Source organism: Caballeronia humi (assembly GCF_001544475.1).
GTDB lineage: Bacteria > Pseudomonadota > Gammaproteobacteria > Burkholderiales > Burkholderiaceae > Caballeronia > Caballeronia humi.
This window is the reverse complement of the sequence record NZ_FCNW02000115.1, coordinates 1-6,326: the sequence shown is the minus strand read 5'-3', so window position 1 is coordinate 6,326 and position 6,326 is coordinate 1. Positions and strand designations below refer to the sequence as shown.

Here is a 6,326-nt window from a genome sequence, read left to right as displayed (position 1 = left end):
TAATTTCGTTTGTGCGGGTGGACGGCACTAACGCTCCGACAGGCCAAGTCATCATGGCCGGTGAAATGCGTGTTGAGTTGTCCACCGAAGCACCGTTCATCAAGTCAAAACGGGTCAAGCCGGGGCGCGATGACATCCCATATTGAGGCGACCAACGCGTGTCCGTGGTCTTACCGGCTAAACGGAAGCTGTTGCGTAATGAATCAAAGGACAGACCAAGCCGCAAGCCAAAAACCGACATACAGGAAGAGACTGAAAAGGTATTTTCAAGAGTATCGGCAGTCGTGCTGGACTCTTTGAACCGCGAAGGTGTCGGCTGGCGCCATAAGCCGCACGCTACCACCGTCGTCGTAATCGATGCATTGACAATGGCGGGGTTCCGGCGCCAGCCGAGGCCGGCGCGCGATTCATTGCGACAGAGGCGCAGTCACCACACACTCTAGTCGCAATAGCCTTGCGATGCATACGTACCGCCGCCGGACGCTCTCTTGTTACACAGCGTGTTCAGCAGCGAGGCAATGTTGCCGGCTCCGTAACCGCCATAATTTGCATTTGGGTACTGCGCGTTTTGGCGGAACTGGGAGGAGTAGTTATCCTTGGCCGCATTGGGATCCGAGGTTCCCCATGACGTCACGCCAATGACCGCGAGCTTCGAAGCGATACCTGCAACGGCGTCACCTTCCCGCACTGGGTCGCGAGACTTGAAATTCACGATCCACGGGCCGCCGCTCGAGCCGCTCGTGAGGTCGCTTCCTTGCCAGAGCTGCCAGGCTCCGCCGACCACTGTCGTGTAAGTCGGCCCATCCGTGCGCTGCATAATCGCGCCACTGTCGAGAAGGTACGGATATCCGAAGGTCGAGACGGCAGCAGTCTGTAAATTGCCCGTCTTCGGAGATGATACGAACGAACAGTTGTTCCAACCATAACCTAGATATCCGGTGATGTCGCCGATGAACTGATTGTCAGTGTTCTTGGCGAGAGCGATCACCGCCAGATCATTGTTACGGGCTGCGCCAGATCCTGTGTCAGTGCCATTAGCCCAGCTCGCCGGACGAACGAAGGCAGTCCAATTCCATATGCCATATGGAGCATTCTGTTTTGCTGTCGCGCCGATCGCACCATAATGTCCCGGGACAAATTGATAGTCGGAATAAGTCGAGTTTCCACTGCCGAAGCCTTGGATGCAGTGTGCGGCCGTTACAAGAACGCTTCTGCGGATGAGGCTCGCAGAACAGTAGCCGGCAGAGAACGTGAGCTTGCCGATTGTCCGATAAGGGAAGCTTGTGCTAAGAAGATTGGCAAGCGTAACGCCCGAAGCGCTTTGATCACCGTCCTGCACGCGAGTAGATGTAAATGGAATGCCGAAAGATCCATATGCACGAGGTCTGGTGTCCGTTACGATGCCTTTTTGCGTCATAACGCCGGGGAGGTATGGCCCCGCGTCGGTATTTGGCGTTACTGACGATGTATCGGGCGCATACAACCGATTCACGACCGGCTTTGAATTCAAAAGCTCCGTTGTCGACAGCCTCGTCTCAGATAAGTTGAGATTCATGACAACGGTGTCCTCGGCAAAGGCCGCCCCGCTCACGGATGCTGACAAAATCGCTGCGACAGTCGCTGAACGGGGTACGAAACGATAGCATTTTCTCATCGTATGTCTCTAAAAGGCCCTAAGATCGGCAACGCTAGGTCGTGTTCCCCATTAGCGGATGCGCGGCTACCGCAATGGCTAGCTAGGGCAACGCGCCATGTCTGGAGGGTGCACTCTTGCTCACGTCAGAGCGGGTTAATATCCAAATGCCTCCTCTCGACGGCCGAGCAGTGGCGAGAAAGTACCGGCTCACAGCCAGCCCCGCACTTTCTTGGTGGTGGTGACCGCGCTGTCATCGATGTACGAACGTGCCGAATCCCATCAGCTCGCGATTCGACTACCATTTTTAAAGTCCGCCCAGCTTCCGGTCATGCCGGCAGTGATTTCGTGTCACGGGGCGGCGTAATGGCGCCGGGGATGGGCGCCGTAATGGCGCCAGCAGAAACAAGGTAGAACGCGGATCGAACGGTTTCAAGATTGCGGTCTTTTGCCGTTTTTGGCAACCGGATTTTCGCCGTTGTCGATCATCGGTTTGGGCTTGCGGAAGCTTTCGCCCTCTATAACGACGCGATAGGCGCCGTGTCGTAGGCGATCGAGCGTAGCGGCTCCACGAATTCGGTTGTCGGGGAAGGCGTCGCCCCATTCGCTGAAGTCCAAATTTGAAGTCAAGATTGAGGCTGCGCGCTCGTACCTTGCAGCGATCAGGTCATGGAAGTCCTCATCGTGGGGCGCACGAAGGGGCTTGAGCGCGAAGTCGTCAACGATCAGCAGTAGCACACGCACGAACTGCCGGAACTTGCGTCGTATAAGTCCGTGGCACGCGCCGCATGCAGCTTCTTGAGCACTCGGTCTGATTGATAAACAGCCTCGCGACTTGCCACTCGGCGTCAGGACCGCACCGCGATAGATACCTGCGACTTGCCGACGCCTGTCTGCCCGACCATCAGAACGCAGACCTTCTCGTCGATGTATCGGCCCGTAGGGAGGTCGTGAGGTCGTGAAGGTGTGAACGGTTTAGTTTGGGCAACCGGTCGAAGTTGAAGTTCTCGAGCGTCTTGCCCAGCGCTAGGCGTGAGTTCGAAACGACGACCTTCAGGCTCGCGCAGGACATCGGCGCTCGCGAGGGCGCGCAGCATACGGTAGAGCGTCAGTGCGTGAGAGCGGTAAGCGCAGCGAGTTCAACTCGTGCGGCGAGCGTCCGCGAGGAGATCGGCGATGCCGAGCGTGGGCTACATGAATGGCCTGCGAGACCTGATACCCATCGATCGAGCGACGGATCGCATTTGCGGGGTCTTGATCGTCTTTCATGGGCCTCCTGGCTTGACAACTTACGCCGCGCGCTTCGAGTGAAGCCACCCGGGGGCTCTAAACCAATGTACTCCCCACGTTTGAGTGGCGAACTCTGTCGACGCCCGCTTCACTTCATTCGTTGCCACACAACCTTGGCCGCCCATAACCGAATCTGCCCGGCGTGACATAGGCCAATCGATCGCCGTCGATAGTGAAGGGACGCCTCTGGACATCCCCGGCCCGGTTAGGGAACGTGCTTCTCTGGATGTGGAAGACGATGACGTGAGCGTTGGTGTGAACCGTGTACGTACCGAAGTGAGCCACGTTTCCCTGGGCGATTCCCGCATTCTCGTCAGCCGTTCCTAGCAAACGGTTGCCCGAAGCGAATTTCGGCAGGTTGGCGCGAACACCGACCAGCGAATAGCGGCCATCGCTTCCGAACACGAGAAGGACTGCTGGGAGATTGCGGGCGCCCCCGGAACCGCGATGCCGATCGCGAGGACTATGATCGCGACAAAGGCCAAGGCTTTCAGCATTGCTTTCATGCTTTTCTCCAGCGCGTTGTTGCACCCGGCGGTCCGCAGAATCCGACACCTTTTACTTGGCTCGCTTCCATTCGTTGATCGGGATGATCTCTCCGTCGGACGTCTTGACGGGGGACCCGGTCGTGGTCAGTTTGTCGCCGCTCAAGACGACCTTCTGCTTGCGAACTGCTCCGTCGAATGCCGGAGACGTACTGGACTCGACGTTATAAATTAGGGTGCTGGTGGACTCGTCGACTGTATATGTTCCGTAGTAGGCGAGGACAGGACCGATGGGCACGCGCGGATTGGCGACCGTCTTCGGGCGGTCCTTGCCCATGAGAAAGAACGCCACATGACCGGTGGGATCCAGCATGAGGTTGCCGGACGCCCAGGGAACGATTGTCTTGCCGTTGGCGAGCTTCTCCGATCCGGATGTCAAGGTCCAGGTGCCGACCACCTGCTGTTTCAGGTTCTGCGCACCCGCTGGAAACGCGGCGCCTGCGCACATAAAGGGCGAATAAGGTCTTTGTAACTGGGCCACGTCGATTCATCGCGCTTTCCGTACATCGTAATACGTGACAGGCAGCCTATGCGCCGAACACGGCCGAAATCGTTTCTGTTCCGGCCGCGAGGTCACTCAAAGGCATCACCCGTCGCCCGCACGTCCGTGCAGCAACGCGTGAAAGAATATTAGTGGTTTGTAACAGAAATGATAGCTTTACCGGCGCGCGGCGAGACATCCCGATGGTCTGCCACTTGTACACTATGCCACCGAGTGAAATGACGCCCACTTCGGTGCGGTTCTGCTGATGGTCGACTCGGCCGTCAGATTTTTCGACGCACGAACAGCAACCGGTGGCCGCGCTTGCATCAGGCAATGCGCGAGTATGGACATACCAATTCCGAATTCGCGATTTTTGCGAGCAGTACGGAGGCAGCCCGCTGGTCGTTGCCGCACCACCATCACTTGAAGTGACTTCCTCGCGCTGATAATAAGGCCGGACGGGTTCGCTGGGAGGTTAAAATACCAACGCTCGTCTAGTTCATCTACGGTATCTGAGTTTTTGCCCCGTGCTGTCTCGATGCGTCTCATAGTCGCCTGCGACGATGAACGACCTTGGTCACTGATTCCCGGGCGGGCGCGGTACGGGGACGGTTGTCACCATGTTCGGATGGGGGTTCCTCTCGTGTCCGGTTGAATAGTCGCGATTGCGTGCTTCAAAACCATTTGAACGCCGCTGGCTGCTGCGCGTCAAATGGAATGAACGCCCCCACCTACGAAATGGGTGACGCCGAAGAGGCGGACCCTCACGGGCCGACGGCATCAAAGTGCCCAATGGAAGATCATTAAGGTCTTCACAGGCTAACCGGAGGCTCCAAAATGAAGTATTCGACGGTCGGGGTGGACATTGCGAAGAACGTCTTCCAGCTTCACTGGGTGGATGCCGGCACGGGCGAGATTGTGAACAAGCAACTGAAGCGTGCCGCGTTCCTCGAGCATTTTGCGAATCGCGAACCTTGCCTCATCGGAATGGAGGCCTGCGGTGGTGCGCAGCATTGGGCACGGCGATTGATTGAGATGGGCCATCAGGTCAAGCTAATGCCGGCGAAGTTCGTCAAGGCTTTCAATATCGGCAACAAGAACGATCCTGCCGATGCTCGCGCGATCTGGATGGCCACGCAGATGCCGAGCAAGCCCGTCGCTGTAAAGACCGAAGCCCAGCAGGCTGTATTGGCGCTGCATCGGTTGCGGCAACAGAAGATCAAGGTCCGCACGATGCAGATGAACAGTCTACGGGGCTGGCTAACAGAATACGGCGAGGTGATGGCCAAGAGTCGCGCCGCGCTGGATAGAGCGATTCCCGGGGTACTGGCGAAGCTGGCCGAGCGTCTACCGGCGATGCTGATCGACTCATTACGCGAACTCTGGAATGACCTTGATCGACTGGACAAACAGATCGCTGACATTGAGCGACGTTTGCAAACGTGGATGAAAGAGGACAAAGCATGCAAGGCAATCGCCGCGATTCCCGGCGTTGGTCTGCTGACGGCAACGGCCACTGTTGCCACGATGGGTGACGCGAAGGCGTTCAGGTCCGGACGGGAGTTTGCAGCGTGGCTCGGTCTCGTACCAAAGCAGATCGGCACTGGCGGGAAGGTCCAGCTCCTGGGTATCAGTCGACGTGGCGACACGTACGTCCGTACCCTTTTGATTCACGGCGCACGCAGTGTGCTCTTCCATGCGAAACATGCTGGAGGCTGGGTCGAGCAGATCCGAACGCGACGACCATCGAACGTAGTAGCCGTTGCATTGGCCAACAAAATGGCGCGCACGATCTGGGCTGTTCTCGCCCACGATATACCGTACAGTTCGGATCACGTCAGCTTACGAGGAGTTCGAAACTGAAAGTTCAGAGATGTTAAGAAGTTCAGGCACGAGGTCGAAAGGTTGCGCTGGCAATTGAGTGCACGGCCTCAAAAGCGAGGTGCAACGCTTGTCTCGTATAAGGTGTTGCAATGCCCGACAAAACTACTTCGTACCAGCAGCTGAAACCTGAAGAACGCCTCGCCATCGCAAGCCTACGACTGCAGGATGTGAGCATTCGGGCCATGGCCCGAATGCTCGGGCGCTCTCCGTCCACTGTGAGCCGGGAGCTGACGCGCAACGGCTCTCCTGCTGGCTACGCTTCAGTGTCAGCCGAAGCGCTGAGCGCCGCCCGCCGTAGCGCTGGTCGCCGCCCCGCCAAGCTGTGCACGCAAAGCGTTCGCTGGCGGGTTGTGCTCACCCTGCTCGATTGGAAATGGTCGCCCCAGCAGATATCGGGCACACTTAAGCGCATGTATCCGACCGACCCGACCCAGCACGTATCGCATGAGACCATCTACACGGCTATCTACGCTCAGCCGCGCGGCGAGTT

Annotated in this window: 7 protein-coding genes; 2 read left to right on the top strand and 5 right to left on the bottom strand. The window is 57.8% G+C overall.

What is annotated here, in order from left to right; all coding sequences use genetic code 11:
- Positions 1-439 precede the first annotated feature (439 nt).
- The 5 genes from AWB65_RS33905 to AWB65_RS33890 all read right to left on the bottom strand — a co-directional run bounded on the left by AWB65_RS33905 (position 440) and on the right by AWB65_RS33890 (position 3,949).
- A complete protein-coding gene (locus AWB65_RS33905; protein WP_235008055.1) occupies positions 440-1,555 on the bottom strand; it encodes a trypsin-like serine peptidase in 1,116 nt (371 codons plus the stop codon).
- A 510-nt stretch (positions 1,556-2,065) separates the two neighbouring features.
- Positions 2,066-2,371, bottom strand: coding sequence for an ATP-binding protein (locus AWB65_RS37820; RefSeq protein WP_327359557.1), 306 nt, complete (start codon positions 2,369-2,371; stop codon positions 2,066-2,068).
- A gap of 645 nt (positions 2,372-3,016) precedes the next feature.
- A complete protein-coding gene (locus AWB65_RS33895; protein ID WP_235008053.1) occupies positions 3,017-3,328 on the bottom strand; it encodes a lipocalin-like domain-containing protein in 312 nt (103 codons plus the stop codon).
- On the bottom strand, positions 3,247-3,429 hold the full coding sequence (locus AWB65_RS37480) for a hypothetical protein (protein WP_235008057.1): 183 nt from the start codon (positions 3,427-3,429) through the stop codon (positions 3,247-3,249). Before AWB65_RS37480 ends, AWB65_RS33895 begins: the two co-directional genes overlap by 82 nt.
- A gap of 52 nt (positions 3,430-3,481) precedes the next feature.
- Positions 3,482-3,949, bottom strand: coding sequence for a lipocalin-like domain-containing protein (locus AWB65_RS33890; RefSeq protein ID WP_125474292.1), 468 nt, complete (start codon positions 3,947-3,949; stop codon positions 3,482-3,484).
- Positions 3,950-4,789: 840 nt separating this feature from the next.
- Here AWB65_RS33890 and AWB65_RS33885 point away from each other — a divergent pair.
- Together AWB65_RS33885 and AWB65_RS33880 are read left to right on the top strand one after the other, a co-directional pair.
- A complete protein-coding gene (locus AWB65_RS33885; RefSeq protein ID WP_087671153.1) occupies positions 4,790-5,815 on the top strand; it encodes an IS110 family RNA-guided transposase in 1,026 nt (341 codons plus the stop codon).
- A gap of 110 nt (positions 5,816-5,925) precedes the next feature.
- The coding region (locus tag AWB65_RS33880) for a helix-turn-helix domain-containing protein (RefSeq protein WP_143281824.1) at positions 5,926-6,326 on the top strand (401 nt) is incomplete at its 3' end.

Bases quoted from the DNA above. Each gene is read 5' to 3' on its own strand.
- AWB65_RS37480 (WP_235008057.1), bottom strand. From the start codon at position 3,429: ATGAAAGCAATGCTGAAAGCCTTGGCCTTTGTCGCGATCATAGTCCTC.
- AWB65_RS33905 (WP_235008055.1), bottom strand. From the start codon at position 1,555: ATGAATCTCAACTTATCTGAGACGAGGCTGTCGACAACGGAGCTTTTG.
- AWB65_RS33885 (WP_087671153.1), top strand. From the start codon at position 4,790: ATGAAGTATTCGACGGTCGGGGTGGACATTGCGAAGAACGTCTTCCAG.